The organism is Geomonas oryzisoli (assembly GCF_018986915.1).
GTDB classification, from domain to species: Bacteria; Desulfobacterota; Desulfuromonadia; order Geobacterales; family Geobacteraceae; genus Geomonas; species Geomonas oryzisoli.
Window position 1 is genome coordinate 2,652,407 of sequence record NZ_CP076723.1, and the last position, 17,944, is coordinate 2,670,350.

Sequence of the window (17,944 nt, forward strand, 5' to 3'; positions counted from 1 at the left end):
CTCTTCCCCCGAAAAGGTTTCCAAATGTCTGAAATGACGCCCATGATGCGGCAGTTCCTCGAGATTAAGGCAGAACACCCCGACGCCATCCTCTTCTTCCGGTGCGGCGACTTCTACGAAATGTTCCTCGACGATGCGGTGAAGGCCTCCCGCATCCTCGGCATCACCCTCACCTCGCGCAACAAGAACGCCGACGGGTCCGAGGTCCCCCTGTGCGGGGTCCCCTACCATTCCTGCGCCCCCTATATCGCCAAGCTGGTCGAGGCCGGCGAGAAGGTCGCCATCTGCGAACAGGCCGAAGACCCCAAGCTCGCCAAGGGGATCGTGAAGCGCGAGGTGGTGAAGGTGATCACGCCCGGTCTCGTGGTCGAGGATGCCTCGCTTTCCCCCAAGGAAAACAACTACCTCCTCGCCCTTTGCTGCGACGGCGAGTGCTACGGCCTCTCCTACCTGGACCTCTCCACCGGCGAGTTCCGCGTCACAGAGCTCTCCGGTCTGCAGGCGGCACTGGCCGAGGTGGCCTGCATTGCGCCGCGCGAGATCATCCTCCCCTCTTCCTTCCGGGAGCCGCAACGGTCGAAGGAGATGGCGCCGGTCGCCACCGACCGCAGCGTCACCTACTTCGAGGAGTGGGTCTACGACACCGACTACTGCAACCGCCTGATCGGCAACCAGTTCAAGGGCGCCAGCGCCGAGACCCTGGGGTGCCACACCCTGCCGGTGGCGCTGCTCGCGGCAGGGGCCGTGCTGCACTACCTGGTGGACACCCAGAAGGGGAATGCCCCGCACGTCACCGGGATCACCCCCTACAGCCAGAACCAGCACCTGCTCCTGGACGAGTCGACCCGGCGCAACCTGGAGCTCACCCAGACCATCTCCGACGGCAAGAGGAAGGGGTCGCTGCTGGGGCTCATGGACCGCACCGTCACCGCCATGGGGGGGAGAAAGCTCAAGCAGTGGATCAACTACCCGCTCATGGACCAGGAGAAGATCCTCCGGCGCCAGGACGCGCTGCAGGAGCTGATCGAGGCACCCGGCGTGAGAGCCGAGCTGAAGACGCTCCTGTCCGGGGTCTACGACCTGGAACGCCTGAACGGGCGCATCAGCCTCGCCTCGGCCTCGGCCAAGGATCTGGCCGCGCTCAAAGCGTCCCTTTCCCGGCTTCCCGCCATCAAGGAGCAGGTCGCCGCCTGCGCGGCACCCCTTCTGAAGGAGCTGGACGGCGGCATCGACCCGCTCTCGGAGATCTGCGACCTGATCACCCGCGCCATCGTCGAGGATCCCCCGTTCGTCCTGCGCGACGGCGGCATCATCGCCGACGGCTACAACGCCGAACTGGACGAGCTGCGCGCCATCAGCCGCGAGGGTAAGGGATTCATCGCCCGGCTGGAGGCCCAGGAAAAGGGGCGCACCGGCATCTCCTCGCTCAAGATCCGCTACAACAAGGTGTTCGGCTACTACATCGAGGTGACCAAGGCCAACGTCTCCGCCATCCCCGAGGACTACATCAGGCGGCAGACCCTCGCCAACGCCGAGCGCTACATCACCCCGGAACTAAAGGAATACGAGGAGAAGGTGCTGGGGGCCGAGGACCGCATCAAGGACCTCGAGTTCAACCTGTTCCAGGAGGTCCGCGAGGCTGCCGCGGCGCAGGGGGAGCGGATCGCCAGGAGCGCAGACCGCCTGGCCTGCCTGGACGTCTTGGCCTCGCTCGCCGAACTCGCCCACGACAAGGGGTATTGCCGGCCCGAGGTGCACGACGGCAGCGAGCTCTCCATCACCGAGGGAAGGCACCCGGTCATCGAGGATATGTACGCCTCGGAGCGCTTCGTCCCCAACGACACGCTGCTGGACAACGGCGAGAACCAGCTGATCATCATCACCGGCCCCAACATGGCCGGTAAGTCGACCTTCATGCGCCAGGTGGCGCTGATCACCCTGATGGCGCAGATGGGGAGCTTCGTCCCGGCCGAGAAGGCCCGGATCCCGCTGGTGGATCGCATCTTCACCCGTGTCGGGGCCTCGGACAACCTGGCCCGCGGCCACTCCACCTTCATGGTGGAGATGATGGAGAGCGCCGCGATCCTGAGGGGTGCGACGGCCAAGAGCCTGGTGATCCTGGACGAGATCGGTCGCGGCACCTCCACCTTCGACGGGGTCTCCATCGCCTGGGCCGTCGCGGAGTTCCTGCACGACAACAAGGCGCACGCGGCGAAGACGCTCTTCGCTACGCACTACCACGAGCTCACCGAGCTCGCCGTCACCCGCCCCGGGATCAAGAACTTCAACATCGCGGTCCGCGAGTGGAACGAGCGCATCATCTTCCTGAGAAAGATCGTTCCCGGCGGAGCCTCGCACTCCTACGGCATCCAGGTGGCGCGCCTGGCCGGGCTTCCCCAGGCGGTGATCGACCGCGCCAAGGAGATCCTCGCCAACCTGGAGAAGGGTGAGTACGGCGAAGGTGGCGTACCGCGGCTGGCGCGCGGCAAGAAGACCCCGCCCCCCTCCCCGCAGCTCTCGCTCTTCGATGCGGGGGAGGACCTGATCCGGGAGAGGCTCAAAGGCGTGGAAGTGGCGCTCTTGACGCCGCTTGAGGCGCTGAACCTGGTGGACGAACTGAAGAGGATGATCTAGATGGCACCGACGAGAGGGCAAGGCGCATGAAGCGTAGGGAATTCGTGAAATACCTCGGGCTGGCCGCCCCCTACTGCCGCTGGCTCGCCTGCCGGACCGTGGCGGCGCAGGGCTCTTTGCTGCTCGCGCCGCTTTGGAACGGAACTGCCCAGGCCGCCCCCGGCGCCCCCCTGGTGCCGGTCACCGAGCTGAAACACTGGTCCACCCCTGACTACACCAGGGTTTCCATCACCCTGGATCAGGAGGTGCACTTCGAGCACCACAAGCTCCCGAACCGGCTCTACCTCGACCTGCAGGGGACCCACCTCAACCCCGGCGTCAAGGACCTCAACATCGGTGACGGCTTGCTGAAAAGCGTGCGCATCGCGCAGTTCGCGGCCTCCACGGTGCGCGTAGTGCTCGACCTGGACAGCATCAAGGAGTACAAGGTCTTCACCTTTTCCGACCCCTTCCGTGTCATCGTGGACGTGAAAGGGGACCGCAGGCAGGAGATCTCGGCTTCCAAAGAGGTCATCGAGAGCGCGCCTACCGAGCCCAAGAACGTGGAGAAGGTCAACCCGCCGGAGAAGGCGAAACCGGTAGAGAAAGAGAAAGGTAAACAGGCGAAGTTCAAGCCGGGGCGGATCCGCAGGATCGTGATCGACCCGGGGCACGGCGGACACGACCCGGGCGCGGTGAGCCCATCGGGGACACGTGAGAAAGACATCGTGCTGCAGATCGGCCTGGACCTGGCCCAGAAGATACGAGAGGAGTTGGGCCTCGATGTCGTCATGACCCGTTCCACCGACGTCTTCATCGAGCTGCAGGAGCGGACCGCGATCGCCAACAAGGTGGGGGCGGATCTGTTCGTCTCCATCCACGCCAACGCCTCGCTCAACCGCAACGCCAACGGGATCGAGACCTACTACTTGAACCTCGCCAAGACCGAGAAGGTGGCCCAGTTGGCCGCCAAGGAAAACGGCACCTCACTGGAGAAGGTAAGCACGCTGCAGGCGATCCTTTTCGACCTGATGGCCAACTACAAGCTGAACGACTCCGCCCATCTCGCCGACGAGGTGCAGAAGTCGCTCTACAAGAAGGCACAAACCGGATATCCCACGGTGAAGAACCTCGGAGTGAAGCAGGGTCCCTTCTACGTCCTGGTCGGCGCCACCATGCCCAGCATCCTGGTCGAGACCGCCTTTTTGAGCAACGAACGGGACGAGCAGAAACTGAAGGATCCGCACTACCAGGCGCTCACCGCCGACGGCATCCTGGCCGGGATCAAGGGGTACATCACCAGCCTGAACAAGGCCTGAGCAACCGGCGACGTATTTTCTTCTCCCGTTGTAAAACGCAAAAAGGCCGGCATTATGCCGGCCTTTTTTATTGTCGTCTGCTTGTCTGTTCCGGTTACTGCCCTGAGGCCACCGTGGAGCCGACCACCTCGACACCGAAGTCGGCCGCCTCCTTGGGCACGTTGGCAAGAGCCACCACGAAACCGATGGAATGGTCCGGCTTGACGCCGAGATTGGAGAGCGAGTCGCCGAACTGGTTGTTCATGATGGACTCAATCTTCGCCATCGGCAGCGTGCTCAGCTGTTCCGCTGAGAGGCGGTTGCCACAGTAAGCTGTCTTTTGCACCAGCACCTTGCCCGCCTTGTCGAAGATGCTCACCTTCACCTGGATCGAGGCACGCGCCTTGCGGAAGGAGTTGACCGCTTCGCCGTTGACCACGAACAGCTCGCCCGCCTCCTTGTTCTGGTGGAACGAAGCCAGGGCGTTCTTGATGGTGATGCGCCCTTCCTCGGGGACCTCGATGCCGAACCACTTGGCTACGAAGCCGATGCCGTACTGATCAAGCTTTTTCATCGCCTCCGGACCGCTTTGCAGCAGGTACAGGCCGGCACCGCTCAGTGCCAACACCACGACCACGCAGATCCCCACGATGGCGATGGTAACAGCGGAACGCCCCTTGCGCCTGGAAGATATCGACAGCGGGGGGAGTTCCTCGTCGAAGCCTTCCTCCGGAACGGCGGCGGCGAAGGACTTGTCGCCGAAGCTGAAGTCCAGTGACGACTTGGCCGCCGGTTTGGGCTCTGCGGGTTCGGTGGAACCGGCGGGCTCCTCCTTGGCCTGGGCAGCGCTGACAGCCGCGGCAGCCCCTAACAGGCCCGCAGCAGCGGCCGCCGGAGCGGCTGTTTCGCTCGCCTGCGCAGCCTTGGACGTCTCGGAAAAAGAGAAGTCACTGAAGCTGAACTCCTCGTCCTTAGCAGGGGCAGCCTCCTCCTTGTCGCTCTCAACAGCAGCACTCGCAGCTCCACCCCCTGCGGCCTCGCTCGCGGCATCTTCTTCAAACGAGAAGGATCCCACCTCCGGTCCGGCAGGCTCTTCCTTGGCGGGAGCCGCCGGCTCTTCAAAGGAGAAGTCGCCGAAATCAAACGAATCGGTGGCAGCAGCAGGGGCAGGTTCTTCCTTGGGAGAGGCTGCCGGCTCATCGAAAGTGAAATCCCCGAATTCAAGCGAGTCGGCTGCAGGTGCGGCTTCCTCCTTGGCGGCAGCGGGTTCCTCATCAAAGGAGAAATCGCCGAACTCGGCAGTTTCGGCAGGTGCGGCCTCTTCCTTGGCGGCAGCGGGTGTCTCATCAAAGGAGAAGTCACCGAAATCAGCAGTTGCGGCAGGAGCTTCCGGTGCCGGTTCCTGGCTCGGGGCCGGGCTCTCGTCGAAAGAGAACTCGCCGAAATCGAACGCATCGGCGGCGGGCTGAGCGGCAGCCTCCTCCTTCACTGCGGGCGCAGGTTCATCGAAGGAGAGTTCGCCGAACTCCAGCGTATCCGCTGCGGCCGAAGGGGCCTCCTCCTTGACTGCCGGGGCGGAATCTTCAAAGGAGAGTTCGCCGAAATCCAGAGCAGACTCTGCGGCGGCAGGCGCGGGTTCTTCCTTGGCCGGGGACGGTGTCTCGTCGAACGAGAACTCCCCGAAATCGAAATCCCCGGCGGCCGGGGCCGGGGCGTTCGCAGCAGTAGCGACCGGCTCGTCGCTGAATTCGAACTCGTCGAACCCGCTGTCGGCTGCGGCAGGAGTTTCCTTACCGGCCGGCATGCCGGTTTCCACGTTGATGTCACCGAAATCGAAATCGTCTGCACCGGCTGCTTCCGCACCGGCGGCTGCAGCGGGAGCGGTAGCGGGAGCGGCAACGGGAGCAGGAGCAGGAGCGGGCTCGGGTTCAAAGTCGAATCCTGCCATGTCGTCCTGCTGCGGCTGGGGAGCCTCAGCACCGAACTGGAGAGGAGGGTTCTCCTGGCCAGCAGGCGCAGCAGCCGGCTCCTTCTCGGCCTGAGCCGCGGCTGGAGCCCCGAGTCCGGACAGCAGGGCGTCGAAATCCGACTCCTCAGCCTTCTGCTCGGCACCGGCCACGAACACGTGCCGGCACTTGGAGCAGCGCACCTTGACGCCGCCCGGCTTCAGCTTGGAATCGTCCAGCCTGAACTTCGTATTGCATTGGTCGCATTGGAGAATCATCGACCCCTCCGGAATGTTTTGGATCTTCCATTAATTTTCTCAACGGTTTCCTATAACAGAAGCAAATTATAGTGTCAATGATTCTGGTCGCCCGGGCACCTTTATGGTATAAATAGCCGGTGGACCGCATCCCAGCGATTATACAAGGGGAACACCATGAAACGTGCGTCGTTTGTATACCTTTTGTTCCTGCTCGTCAGTCTGTGCAGCACCGCCGTCTCATTTGCAGCGCCGGAACTGCTCGTAGAGCGCGGAACTTTCAATTTCGGCACCGTCGCCCAAGGAAGGAAAGTCCAGCATACCTTCGCCATCAAAAATAACGGCGACGCCCCCCTGCAGATCAAGAAACTGGACGCCTCCTGCGGTTGCACCGCCGCCAAGCCAAGCGTCTCGGTGGTCCCTCCCGGCAAAAGCGCCGAGATAGAAGTGACCTTCGACTCCGCCTCGTTCTCCGGAAAGGTCTCCAAGACAGTCACCCTGACCAGCAACGCCGGCAAGACCCCGAGCTACACCTTCACACTGGAGGGGACGGTGCTCGATCAACTGCAGGTAACCCCGCGACAGGTGAGCCTTGGCGCGGTGACCAGCACCACCCCCGTTCAAGCCAGGATCAATGTCACCAACAACAGCAACGTGGCGATAAAGCTGCTGAACGTCACGGTCACCTCCTCCTCGTTACAGATCAAGCCGACCATCAGGAAAGCGGAATTGAAACCGGGAGAGACCGGCACCATCGAGATCTCTGTCCTGGCCAAGCCGGAGGCGAAGATCCTGAGCGGGTATTTGCATGTCACCACCAGTCATCCCCAGAAGAAGGAGATCACAGTGCCGGTGTACGGTTCCATATCGAAGTGAGTCTGAGGCAGGAGAGGATGGAGCAGAGACTTTTTTTAAAGTTTGATCTTGAGTTGGTTCTCAAAATAGTGTAGTAATGAGTTCTTTCCCGGGCGGGTAGCTCAGTTGGATAGAGTACTGGCCTCCGAAGCCAGGGGTCACGGGTTCGAATCCCGTCTCGCCCACCATGTTTTAAATACAGACATACCAGTCTAGACAAAAGGCCCTGAGAAATCAGGGCCTTTTTGTTTCCTTCCTTTCACCGCTTTCTTCCCAAACGGCTTAGAGCGCCGATGCCGCTCGATCCAGCGACTCGCCGTCCCGCTGCGATGCCAGCGCGGCTGTCACCACTGGAAGCCCCCTGCCAACCAAGACCGCTTAGCGACGTCTTTGTTCATGAACATTTCCGCCAACTGTAACGAACCTGTAACATCCATGCAGCAAGCTGTGGGCGTATCAGAAGCGGTCCCTCAGCAGATCCGGGCGACCACACTTGGAGGAAACTACGTGGAGTTAGAGATGCGTTCCTGCTGCACACATGAGGCGGACCGACCCGAATCGGCCAGTACGAGAACCGAACCGGCATTGGCCAGGAAACTGGGTGGAGATGCCATCTTTCGTTACCTGACAACCTTTTTTGCCTTCAGCATCCTCGCGATACTGGCACTCATGCTCTACGAGATGGCAGGCGAGAGCCTGCCAGCCATCAAGGAGTTCGGCTGGAACTTCGTGATTTCAAAGGAATGGGACGCGGTGCAGGGGATCTTCGGGGCGCTTCCCTACCTGTACGGCTCGGTGGTTTCCTCGGTGCTGGCCCTCGCGCTCGCCACTCCCCTGAGCATAGGCGCGGCACTGTTCATAACGGAAATCGCCCCGGGCAAGATCGGTTCGATAGTGGCTCCGCTGGTCGAACTCCTGGCGGCCATCCCCTCCGTCATCTACGGACTGTGGGGGGTGCTGGTCATGGCACCCTGGCTGCAGAGCACGGTCCAGCCGTTCCTGATCGAGCATTTCGGCTTCCTCCCGTTCTTCGAGGGTGCCCCCTACGGCGTCAGCATGCTGGCCGCCATCTTCATCCTGATGATCATGGTGGTGCCGATCATCACCTCCATCACGCGCGAGGTGCTGCTGGCGGTGCCGCAGAGCCAGAAGGAGGCCGCCATCGCCCTGGGCGCCACCCGTTGGGAAACCATCAAGATCGCCATCCTCCCCTACGGCAAATCGGGCATCCTGGGTGCCGCCATCCTCGGCCTCGGCCGGGCCATAGGCGAGACGATGGCCGTCACCATGGTGATCGGCAACGCCCCCAACATATCGCTGTCGCTCCTCTCCCCCGCCTACACCATGCCCAGCGTGATCGCCAACGAATTCGCGGAGACCACGTCGAAGCTGCACGCCTCCGCGCTGATGGAAATCGGCCTGATCCTCATGGTGGTCACCCTGGTCGTGAACGCCATGGCGCGGCTCTTGATCTGGAGCGTGTCCAGAAGCGCCAAGGGAGGTGCGGCATGATGCACGGGATGGCGTTACGCAAGGCCAAGAACCACATGATGAGTTTCATCATGCTCGCCTGCACGCTCGCGGTGCTGGTGCCGCTCGGACTCATCTTCTTCCACATCCTGAAGATGGGAATCAGCTCGCTTTCCGTCGACTTCTTCACCCACATCCCGGCGCCGACCGGTGAGCCGGGCGGAGGCATGGCCAACGGCATGGTCGGCTCGGCTATCATGATCGCGGGCGCCTCGGTGATCGGGCTTCCCATCGGCATCCTCGGGGCCATCTACCTCTCCGAGTTCGGCGGTTCCAGGGTATCCACCGTGATCCGCTTCGCCGCAGACGTCCTGTCGGGCACCCCATCCATCATCACCGGCATGGTGGCCTACACGCTGCTGGTGGTGCCCATGAAGGGCTTCTCCGGCCTGGCCGGGTCGGTGGCGCTGGCGATGATCATGATCCCGATCGTGCTGCGCACTACGGAGGAGCAGTTGAAGATGGTGCCCGGCTCGCTGCGCGAGGCCTCACTGGCCCTCGGCGTTCCCTTCTGGCGCACGAGCCTCAAGGTGACCCTGAGAAGCGCCCTTTCCGGCGTCCTCACCGGCGTCCTGCTGGCGGTGGCGAGGATCGCGGGCGAAACCGCCCCGCTTCTGTTCACCGCACTAGGCAACCAGTTCTGGAGCAAGAACGTCCTGCAGCCGATGGCGGCGCTCCCCCTGCAGATCTTCAGCTTCGCCATCGCTCCCTACGAGGACTGGCACAAGCTCGCCTGGGCCGGAGCCCTGGTGCTGGTGACGGTGATGTTCGCCTTGAGCCTCACCGCGCGCTACTTCGGCAGGACCAGACGGGCGGGATAAAGATAGGTCAAGGTTGAGGTTGAGATTAAGGTTGGGGCGGCGGCACCTGAGTTTGCCGGACTTCAACTGCACACGGACTTCGAGAGGAAAGAGATGAACAACAAGGTACTACTGGAACAGGTCAACATTCACTTCGGCAAGACGCATGCGGTGCACGACATCAGCATGACCTTCCCGGAACACAGCGTCACCGCCATCATCGGGCCGTCGGGGTGCGGCAAGTCAACGCTGCTGCGCTCCATGAACAGGATGCACGACCTGGTTCCGTCCGCGCGCGTCACCGGCAGGATCCTGGTGGACGATGGCGACATCTACGACAAGGGCGTGGACCCGGTGGCCATCCGCCGTCGCGTCGGCATGGTGTTCCAGAAGCCGAACCCGTTCCCGGCCATGTCCATCTACGACAACGTCATCGCCGGCTACAAGCTCAACGGCAGGCTGCCGCGCGAGGAGGCCGACGAGATAGTCGAGAGCTGCCTGAAGCGCGTGGCGCTCTGGGACGAGGTGAAGGATCGCCTGAAGAGCAACGCCATGATGCTCTCCGGCGGCCAGCAGCAGCGCCTGTGCATCGCGCGCACCATCGCCGTCAAGCCCGAAGTCATCCTCATGGACGAGCCGGCCTCCGCCCTGGACCCCATCTCGACCCTGAAGATCGAGGAACTGATCGAGGAGTTGAAGGAGCGCTACACCATCATCATCGTCACCCACAACATGCAGCAGGCCGCCCGCGTCTCCGATTACACGGCATTTCTGTACATGGGGGACCTGGTAGAGTGCGGCGAAACCAAGAAGATCTTCACCACACCCGAGCAGAAACGGACCGAGGACTACATCACCGGGCGTTTCGGCTAGGGACGGCTAGAGACAAAGGGGACAGGCACCTTGCGGAGCCAGTCCCCCTCAAGACAGACAGGAGACACTATGGAGAGAGAGCATTTCAGCAAGCAGTTCGACAACGAACTGAACGTGATACGCGAAAAGCTGTTGGAGATGGGCGGCAAGGTCGAATCGATGATCGCCAACGCCATGAAATCCCTGGTGGAGCGGGACACCGAGCTGGCAGAGCGCACCATCGCGTTCGACCACGAGATCAATACCCTGGAGATGGTGATCGACGAGAAGTGCCTGGAGGTGTTGGCGCGCCGGCAACCCGCGGCACGGGACCTGCGCTTCATCACGCTCGCACTGAAGATAGTGACCGACCTGGAGCGGATCGGCGACCAGTGCGCCAACATCTGCAAGCGCGCGCGGGAGCTGAACCAGGAGCCGTCGCTGAAGCCCTATATCGACCTGCCGCGTATGGCGAAGGCCGCGTCCGACATGGTGAAGGAGGCGCTGGACGCCTTCGTGCGCGGCGACGATGCGCTGGCGATCAAGGTCTGCCAGGACGACCAGTGCGTGGACGAGCTGAACGAGCAGATCCAGCGGGAGCTTCTGACCTTCATGATGGCCGACCCGAAGACCATCAGCCGCGCGATGAAGATCATCCAGGTTTCCAAGTGCCTGGAGCGCATCGCCGATCACGCCACCAACATCGCGGAGATGGTCATCTTCATGATCAAGGGGAAGGACATCCGGCATACTATCGCGTAGGTCCGGCCAAATCCCCCCTGCCCCCCCTTTGACAAGGGGGGAACGTGATGCCCTTATCTAGGCTGGATGGAGTTGGATGTAGCACCCATGGAACGTGATGCCTTTATCTCGGCTGGATTGAGTTGGGTGGAGCACACCGTGGCTCGCCGCGCAGGGGGGGACTGGCTCCGTCAGGTGCCTGTCCCCTTGGTGCTTGGGGGAGGTCGCCTGTTTCCTTTATGCTTGGGTGCGGTGGCCTGTTTCCTGGATGAATCAAAAAAGCCCGCGCTGGATGCACGGGCTTTTTGTCTGTGAGGTCGGTGCAGTCGCTTGGTGATGCCGGCACGGGCTGCCGGGTCGCTGCGCGATGCGCGGGACTAGAAGGCGGGAATGATGGCCGCGCCGTACTTTTCCTTGAGGAACTGCTTGAGCTCGGGGGACTGCAGCGCCGCCAGCAGCTTCTTGATGTCCTCGCGGTTCTCCTCACCCTTGCGCACAACGACGATGTTGGCGTAAGGGGACTTGGCGTCCTCACGCGCGATGGCGCTCTGCGGGTCGATCTTGGCGTCGAGTATGAAGTTGGTGTTGATCACCGCGCCGTCCACGTCCGGGAGGGTCCTGGTGAGTTGGGCCGCCTCGACCTCGACAAACTTGATCTTCTTCGGGTTCTCCACGATGTCCTGCGGCGTCGCCTGGAAGTTGGAGATGCCGGGTTTGAGCTTGATGAGCCCCTGTTTCTCCAGGAGCGCCAGGGCACGGTACTCATTGGAGGGGTTGTTCGGGACGGCGATCTGGGCGCCGTTTTTCAGCTCGGCCACCGACTTGATCTTCTTCGAGTAGAGGCCGATCGGCTCCACGTGGATGCTGCCGGCCACGCTGAACTGGTAGTTCTTTTCCTTTACCACGGCCTCGAGATAGGGGACGTGCTGGAAGTAGTTGGCGTCGATCTGCTTCTCGGCAAGCGCAGGATTCAGCTGCACCTCGTCGTCGAAGGTCACCACCTCGAGGTTAACCCCCTGCTCCTTCAGCTTCGGAACCACCAACTTGAGGATGTCGGCGTGCGGCACCACGGCCGCCCCGACCTTCAAGGTCTTCCCTGCCGCCGGGGCCGCGCCCTCGGCACCCTTACCGGCCTCGCCTTCCTTTTTCTTGCAACCCGCCGCGGCCACTGCAACCAGTGCCAGTGCGACCAGGGCTACGCTCAACCTGCCGGTAAATCTGCTCTTCATCTTTGTGTCCCTCCGTTGGTAATCAGGCCCTTAGCCGAGCCTATGTTGGTTTCTGTTGATCCATCGCGCCAGCCGGTCGCCGCTCCACTGCACCCCCTGGACAAAAACGACCAGGATGAGGACGGTGGCGAACATGACGTCCTCGCGGTAGCGCATGTAGCCGTAACGGATGGCGAGGCTCCCGAGCCCCCCCGCCCCGATCGCCCCGGCGGTCGCGGTGAACCCGGTGATGGTGATGACTGCCAGGGTCAGTCCGAGCACCAGCGACGCCAGCGCCTCGGGAATCAGCACCTTGCGCACGATCTCCAGCGGCGTCGCCCCCATGGCCAGGGCCGCCTCCACCTTGCCGCGATCGACTTCCTTCAGGCTGTTCTCGATGATGCGCGCCAGAAACGGTGCCGCCGCGATCGAGAGCGGAACGCAGGCGGCCGTGGCTCCCAGCGTGGTCCCCACCAGAAAACGCGACAGCGGCAACAGCAGCACGATCATGATGATGAAGGGAAAGGAGCGGGTGACGTTGATCAGGGCACCCAGGACGCGGTTCAACCGCGGCGACTCCAGGACGTGACCGGTTGAGGTGATCACGACCAGCACCCCGAGCGGGAGTCCCAGCACGATGGCCGCGACGGTGGACAGCACCACCATGTACAGCGTTTCTCCGAAGCCCGTCAGGAGCATCGGTATCAGGTCTTCATGCATCGTCATCTCCTCGCTCTAGATACCCGCTCCGTACCCCTGCAACTGCGCGCTGTGTTCCAAAAACAGCTTCATGGTCGCGCTGGAAGGCGCCGAGAAGACCTGCTGCACCGGTCCGCTCTCGACGATCTCGCCCCGGTCCAGGACCGCCACCTTGCTGCAGATCTGCCGGATCACGCTCATTTCGTGGGTGATCAGGACGATGGTGAGGCCGAGCTTGCGGTTGATGTCGGCCAGCAGTTCCAGGATGGAGCTGGTGGTCTGCGGGTCGAGCGCCGAGGTGGCCTCGTCGCTCAGGAGCACATCCGGGTGGTTGGCGAGGGCGCGCGCGATGCCGACCCGCTGCTTTTGACCACCGGAGAGCTGCGCCGGGTAGCTGCCGGCCTTGTCGGAAAGCCCGACCAGGTCCAGGATCTCCTCGACCCGCTGCGCGATTTCCTTGCGCGGGTAGCCGGCCAGTTCGAGGGGAAAGGCGACGTTTCCCTGCACCGTCCTCGAATCGAGCAGGTTGAAGTGCTGGAAGATCATGCCGACCTTCTTGCGCGCTTCACGCAACTCGTGCGTCGCCAGCCGGGTGATCTCCCTGCCGTCGATGACGATGCTGCCGCTGTCGGGCTCCTCGAGCCGGTTCAGGCAGCGGATCAGGGTGGACTTGCCCGCACCGCTCAGCCCGATGATGCCGAAGATGTCCCCCTTCTCGATCTGCAGGTTGACGTCGCGCAACGCGGTGAACGTTCCGCGCGGCGTATGGTACAGCTTGTTCAGGCTGTCGATGGTAATCACTTGCCCCCCGGGAATGAGACACTGATGCCAAAAGGAGGCAACGGAATTCTCTTATGCCTCCAGCATTCTGGTCGGCGTTTGGCGCTTTCTGCTTTAGTCAATTATGGTGATAGGGGGTTTATCAAATTTGACCGTAAAAGTCAAGTACGTAGTCATATTAACACAAACAAACCCACCCGCAAACGCCGTAGAATGTATCTTGTCACGAAAAAAAAGGTGGGCCGGCAAAACGCCGACCCACCCCCTGAACCAAGGGGGACAGGCACCTTGCGGAGCCAGTCCCCTGTTCCCATCGCTACTCAAAGGGGGACCGGCACCTATCGGAGCCAGTCCCTTTTGTCGAACTATTTGATGGTTTTGATGGTCTTCTGCACCATCTTCACCACGCTCTCGGGAAGCGGAGCGTACAGCATCGGGGCGGCCATCTTCTGCCCCTTGATCATGGCCCAGTTCAGGAACTCGACCAGGTGCTTGCCTTTGGCCGGGTCCTTCTGGTTTTCGTACACCAGCAGCCAGGTGAAACCGACCACCGGGTAGGCGTCCTTGCCGGGCTGGTTCACCAGGGAGATGCGATAATCTGCGGGCATGTGCTTAACCGCAGCTGCTGCAGCGGCGCTGGTGGACTTGATGGAAGGCTCCACAAAGACCCCGGCCTGGTTTTTCAAAGAGGCGTAGGGAAGCTTGTTTTCGAAGGCATAGGCCAGTTCCACGTAGCCGATGGTGTACGGCGTGGTCTTGATCTGCCCGGCGACCCCTTCGTTTCCTTTGCCGCCCAGGCCGACCGGCCACTTCACCGAAGCGCCCTTCCCTACCTTCTTCGCCCACTCGGCATTCACACCGGAAAGGTAGTCGGTGAAGATGCTGGTGGTACCGCTGCCGTCGGAGCGGTGCACCACTATGATCGGCTTCGCCGGCAGGTTCACGCCTTTGTTGTCATCGGCGATCCTCGGGTCGTTCCACTTGGTGATCTTGCCCAGGTAGATATTGGCCAGATCCTCGGAGTTGAGCTTGATCCCGGAAGGTACGCCGGGGAGGTTGTAGGTCACCACCACGGCACCCATGACGGTCGGGATGTGGATCAGCTTGCCGGGCGCACCCTTGAGCTCCGCGTCGGAGAGGAACTTGTCGCTGGCACCGAAGTCGACGGTCTGGGCGGTGATCTGCTTGATGCCGCCGCCGCTGCCGATGGACTGGTAGTTGAACTTCACGCTCTTGTCGGCCTTGGCGTACTCGCTGAACCACTTGGAGTACAACGGGTACGGGAAGGTGGCTCCGGCGCCGTTGATAAGGGTCTCAGCGGATGCCTCGCCCGCAGCACCGACTGCGGCGACCAGGGCAAGGGCAAGGAATGCTTTCTTAATGGTCTGAATCATCTTTTCCTCCTCTTTGGGTTTGAGGCGACTATAGCGGCGTTTTGTTGCAGTCCGGTTACAACCGCTGCAAGAGTTTGTAAAAAAGAAACCGGAACCAGACTGCAGCGCCAGGTACGCCCTTCTCCGTCAGAAGGACACATCAGGAAAGAGCCGAGCCGAGACTTTCTCTCTTGCCCTGCAAAAATAAAACGATATTAATAAAAACTCCTAAAGCCGACAATCAGGGTCCCCGAAAAGGGGATACTGGGGCCGAGCAGGAACGCGTTGAAAGGAGTAGGCCGGGGACCTGCCGGACCTGGTTGGGGGCAGAGATGGCTACCATTGAAGACAAAGCGCAGCGCTCCGAGCGTCACGGCACAGCAGAGGGGTGCACCATTCTGCTGGTGGACGACAGCCCGACACAGGTGAAGCGACTGGAACATCTCCTCACCGGCGAAGGCTACCGCGTGCTGGTGCGCCGCGACGCCACGGAGGCCCTCGCGGGGCTGGCCGCAACCAAGCCGGACCTGGTCATCAGCGACGTCATCATGCCGGACATGGACGGCTTCGAACTGTGCCGCCGGATCAGGGTTTTGAAAGAGGCGAGCCAACTTCCGATCATACTGCTCACCCACCTCAACGACCCGACCCACGTACTGCGCAGCCTCGAGGTGGGGGCCAATTACTTCATCTCGAAGCCGTACCACAACGGGATCCTGCTGTCGCGGGTGGCAGCCGCCTTGCGGCGGGACCAGGGTGGCTGTGTCGCCGGAGAGGACGGCGCGGTGAGCTGCAACTACTACGGCAACCGCTACGCCATCGCCGCTTCCAAACCGCAGATCATCGATCTTCTGCTGGCGACCTACGAACTGGCCGTGGAGAAGAACCAGGAGATATCGAAGACCCATGACGCCCTGAGAAGGCTGAACGAAGAACTGGAAACAAGGGTTGCCAAACGGACGGTGGAACTCAGAAACACCATCAGCGAACTGAGGCAGGAGATCGCGGAAAGGGAAAGTGCCGAGGAATGCGTGCGGCGGCTGAACCGGCTCCACTCGGTGCTCTCCGAAACCAGCAAGGCGGTGGTGCACACAAAGGACCGGGAATCGCTGTTCCACGATTTCTGCCGCATCGCGGTCGACCACGGCTGTTTCAAGCTCGCCTGGGTCGGTATGGTCGACGCAGGGGGGACACTGGTCCAGGTGGTGGCCGCCCGTGGCACGACGGCCTACCTCGACGACCTTACCATCGGGCTGAACCAGGAGCCGACCGGCAGCGGGCCGACCGCTACCGCCATCAAAAACGGCAGCTTCTACATCTGCAACGACTTCCTCAATGCGCCCATAACGGCGCCCTGGCACGAGCGGGGGAGAGCCTACGGCATCCGCGCCTCGGCGAGCATCGCGCTGCGGCAGGAGGGCGAGGTCATCGGCGCCCTCACCCTCTACGCCGACAAGAAGAACTATTTCGACCGCCCGCAAATCGAATTATTGCGCCAGATGGGGGCGGACATATCCTTCGCCCTGGCCAACATGGTCCGGGAGGACCACCGGCTGGAGGTGGAACGGGCGCTCCTCGAAGAAACGGCACGCCGCCTGAAAGAACGGGAACAGCATACCCAGAAGATCGAGTACCTCGCGCACCACGACCCGGTCACCAAACTCCCCAACCGCTTCAGCCTGATGGCACGCCTGGCCCACTCCCTGGAACTGGCCAAACGATGCGGCAGCCGCCTGGCACTGATCTTCATCGACCTGGACCGCTTCAAGAACATCAACGACTCGCTGGGACACCACGTCGGGGACCACCTCCTCTTCCAGGTGGCGGGGCGCCTGCTGGAATCGATACGGAGCGCGGACATCGTGGCGCGTCTGGGGGGCGACGAGTTCGTCGTGGGGCTCCCCCTGCTCCGCTGCAACATTTCCGCGGCGCACGCGATTCGCAAGATCCAGCACGCCCTCTCCCAGAGCTACTACGTCGAGGGACACGAGTTGAGCGTCACCCCGAGCATCGGCATCAGCATCTTCCCCGATGACGGTGAGACGGTCCAGGAACTGATGAAGAACGCAGACCTCGCCATGTACCACGCCAAGGCGGGGGGGCGGAACAACTTCCAGTTTTTTACCGAGGAGATGAACCAGACGGTGCAGGAGAGGCTGGTCCTGGAGGGGGACCTGCGGGTGGCGATCGAGCGGGGAGAGTTCCTGCTGCACTACCAGCCGCAGATCGAGATGAGCACGGGGCGGGTGATCGGCGTCGAGGCGCTGTTGCGCTGGCAGCACCCGGTGCACGGGCTGGTGACGCCGGACCGGTTCATTCCCGTCGCCGAAGAAACCGGGATGATCGTCGCCATAGGGGAAGTGGCTCTGAAAACGGCCTGCCGGCAGTTGGCCGCCTGGTTGGCGGCGGGACTGCCACCGCTCAGGGTGTCGGTCAACCTCTCGGCGCGCCAGTTCAAGCAGGACAACCTTCCCGCCCTGTTGCAGGACGTGCTGCGGGAGACCGGGATCGAGTCCCACCTGCTGGAACTGGAGATAACGGAGAGTTCGGCGATGGAGAACCCGGCCGATGCGATCCTGCACCTGCGCGGTTTCAGGGAGATGGGGGTGGAGCTGGCCATCGACGACTTCGGCACCGGCTACTCATCGCTGAGCTATCTGAAGCTCTTTCCGGTGCACCGCCTGAAGATCGACCGTTCCTTCGTGAAAGACATCGACACCGACACCGACGACGCCGAAATCGCCGCGGCGACCATCGCGCTGGCCCACACCCTGGGCAAGGAAGTGGTCGCCGAGGGCGTGGAAACCGAGGCCCAGTGCCGCTTCCTGCAGGGGCAGCGCTGCGACATCCTGCAGGGATACTACTTCAGCCGCCCGCTACCGCCGGAAGAGATTGTTCCCTACCTGCGTAACAACGCCGTCCCCTCCCCTCTCGTCCGGGCTTGACCGGAGCGACCGGGAGCCCCTCGCAGAGCAAAGACCAGAGCCACACC

Annotated in this window: 13 protein-coding genes and 1 tRNA gene; 9 read left to right on the forward strand and 5 right to left on the reverse strand. The window is 62.2% G+C overall.

The features are described 5' to 3' along the window. The first annotated feature begins 24 nt into the window (after window positions 1-24). Both mutS and KP004_RS11595 read left to right on the forward strand, forming a co-directional pair. Window positions 25-2,634 (forward strand): DNA mismatch repair protein MutS, encoded by a 2,610-nt coding sequence (gene mutS / locus KP004_RS11590; RefSeq protein ID WP_216798702.1) that lies wholly within the window; start codon window positions 25-27, stop codon window positions 2,632-2,634. 26 nt (window positions 2,635-2,660) lie between these two features. Beyond that, a complete protein-coding gene (locus KP004_RS11595; protein ID WP_216798703.1) occupies window positions 2,661-3,932 on the forward strand; it encodes an N-acetylmuramoyl-L-alanine amidase in 1,272 nt (423 codons plus the stop codon). 94 nt (window positions 3,933-4,026) lie between these two features. Here the strand turns inward: KP004_RS11595 and KP004_RS11600 are convergent, their stop codons facing one another. Further along, window positions 4,027-6,135: a DUF3426 domain-containing protein gene (locus tag KP004_RS11600; RefSeq protein ID WP_216798704.1), complete on the reverse strand. Its 2,109-nt coding sequence runs from the start codon at window positions 6,133-6,135 to the stop codon at window positions 4,027-4,029. 156 nt (window positions 6,136-6,291) lie between these two features. Here KP004_RS11600 and KP004_RS11605 point away from each other — a divergent pair, with 156 nt between their 5' ends. The 6 genes from KP004_RS11605 (at window position 6,292) to phoU (ending at window position 10,913) form a co-directional block, all read left to right on the forward strand. Next, window positions 6,292-6,990 (forward strand): DUF1573 domain-containing protein, encoded by a 699-nt coding sequence (locus KP004_RS11605; RefSeq protein ID WP_216798705.1) that lies wholly within the window; start codon window positions 6,292-6,294, stop codon window positions 6,988-6,990. A gap of 90 nt (window positions 6,991-7,080) precedes the next feature. Further along, a tRNA-Arg gene (locus KP004_RS11610) sits at window positions 7,081-7,157 on the forward strand. A 319-nt stretch (window positions 7,158-7,476) separates the two neighbouring features. After that, window positions 7,477-8,481, forward strand: a complete 1,005-nt coding sequence (gene pstC, locus KP004_RS11615; RefSeq protein ID WP_437178128.1) for a phosphate ABC transporter permease subunit PstC — start codon at window positions 7,477-7,479, stop codon at window positions 8,479-8,481. Next, on the forward strand, window positions 8,478-9,320 hold the full coding sequence (pstA, locus tag KP004_RS11620) for a phosphate ABC transporter permease PstA (protein ID WP_216798706.1): 843 nt from the start codon (window positions 8,478-8,480) through the stop codon (window positions 9,318-9,320). Before pstC ends, pstA begins: the two co-directional genes overlap by 4 nt. A 93-nt stretch (window positions 9,321-9,413) precedes the next feature. Continuing rightward, window positions 9,414-10,172 (forward strand): phosphate ABC transporter ATP-binding protein PstB, encoded by a 759-nt coding sequence (gene pstB / locus KP004_RS11625; RefSeq protein ID WP_216798707.1) that lies wholly within the window; start codon window positions 9,414-9,416, stop codon window positions 10,170-10,172. A 69-nt stretch (window positions 10,173-10,241) separates the two neighbouring features. Next, window positions 10,242-10,913: a phosphate signaling complex protein PhoU gene (phoU, locus tag KP004_RS11630; RefSeq protein ID WP_216798708.1), complete on the forward strand. Its 672-nt coding sequence runs from the start codon at window positions 10,242-10,244 to the stop codon at window positions 10,911-10,913. Between the two features lie 356 nt (window positions 10,914-11,269). Here the strand turns inward: phoU and KP004_RS11635 are convergent, their stop codons facing one another. From KP004_RS11635 to pstS, 4 genes are all read right to left on the reverse strand, one after another. Then, window positions 11,270-12,121, reverse strand: coding sequence for a MetQ/NlpA family ABC transporter substrate-binding protein (locus KP004_RS11635; protein WP_216798709.1), 852 nt, complete (start codon window positions 12,119-12,121; stop codon window positions 11,270-11,272). A 30-nt stretch (window positions 12,122-12,151) separates the two neighbouring features. After that, window positions 12,152-12,820: a methionine ABC transporter permease gene (locus KP004_RS11640; RefSeq protein WP_216798710.1), complete on the reverse strand. Its 669-nt coding sequence runs from the start codon at window positions 12,818-12,820 to the stop codon at window positions 12,152-12,154. Window positions 12,821-12,835: 15 nt separating this feature from the next. After that, entirely contained in the window at window positions 12,836-13,600 is a 765-nt protein-coding gene (locus KP004_RS11645; RefSeq protein WP_216798711.1) for a methionine ABC transporter ATP-binding protein, read from the reverse strand. Between the two features lie 344 nt (window positions 13,601-13,944). Beyond that, the gene (gene pstS, locus KP004_RS11650) at window positions 13,945-14,973 is read right to left on the reverse strand and encodes a phosphate ABC transporter substrate-binding protein PstS (protein WP_216798712.1); all 1,029 of its coding nucleotides are present in this window, start codon (window positions 14,971-14,973) and stop codon (window positions 13,945-13,947) included. A 311-nt stretch (window positions 14,974-15,284) separates the two neighbouring features. Between pstS and KP004_RS11655 the strand changes: the two genes are divergently transcribed. Next, window positions 15,285-17,897 carry a GGDEF/EAL domain-containing response regulator gene (locus KP004_RS11655; protein ID WP_216798713.1) on the forward strand — a complete coding sequence of 871 codons (2,613 nt, stop codon included), beginning with the start codon at window positions 15,285-15,287 and terminating at the stop codon, window positions 17,895-17,897. Window positions 17,898-17,944 lie beyond the last annotated feature (47 nt).